The organism is Oleiphilus sp. HI0066, assembly GCF_001635725.1.
In genome coordinates this window covers 1-823 of record NZ_LWFH01000432.1, presented here as the reverse complement: position 1 = coordinate 823, position 823 = coordinate 1, and the positions used below count along the sequence as shown (strand labels likewise).

The 823-nt window shown below is 37.2% G+C and carries 1 pseudogene; it reads left to right on the top strand.

The window, feature by feature from the left end:
* Nucleotides 1–823 (top strand): annotated as a pseudogene (locus tag A3738_RS30655) (TrlF family ATPase); the annotation flags it as partial.

Below are 823 nucleotides of genomic sequence, written 5' to 3'. Positions count from 1 at the left end.
TGAAAAGGAGAAACTCAACCAGATATTGGGAATTGAACAGCATATACAATCTATAAATGCTCGCGGAAAAGAAGTCTACGAACAAATAGTCAATCACCACAAGCAGCTTACAGAATGCTATCTAAATATTTCAAATGAACTTACAAAAACAGACTACCAACTAGATGAAGGAATTGGGATCAAAGGCGATTTGGGCATTAACACAGATAAATTCAATGAATTTATTAAATCCTTCGATCGTCGTACAAATTTAGAAAAACTTTTCCCTGACCTTTTCGATGAAAGCGGATTTCCTATTTTCCGCAAAGATACATACAACCAATCCATTGAAAAAGCTTTTAGCACAATAAAGAGCAAAGTAGACGCACCTACTCTAAAAAAAGGAGTATCGCTAGAAATTGCTACGAAACGACTTTTTAGCAACTGCTTCGAATTCAACTACATCGTTAATTATAACGGTGATGAAATTGCGCATATGTCACCAGGCAAACGAGGGCTCGTATTACTAAACCTTCTTTTGCACCTCAGTAACGCCACCCACCCTATATTGATTGACCAGCCTGAAGACAATCTAGATAACCGAACCATTTATGACCTCTTAAAAGGCTATATTAGGCAACGCAAAAACAAAAGACAGATCATAATAGTCACTCATAATGCTAACCTTGTTGTCGCATCTGATTCAGAATGTGTGGTAGTAGCTAACCAAAGCGGGCAAGTTCCTGACAAAGAAAATAAAAAACATAAATTCGAATACTGTGCGGGAGCAATTGAACACTCGTTCATATCACCAGAAAAAGACGGAGTACTTTATAAGAAAGGA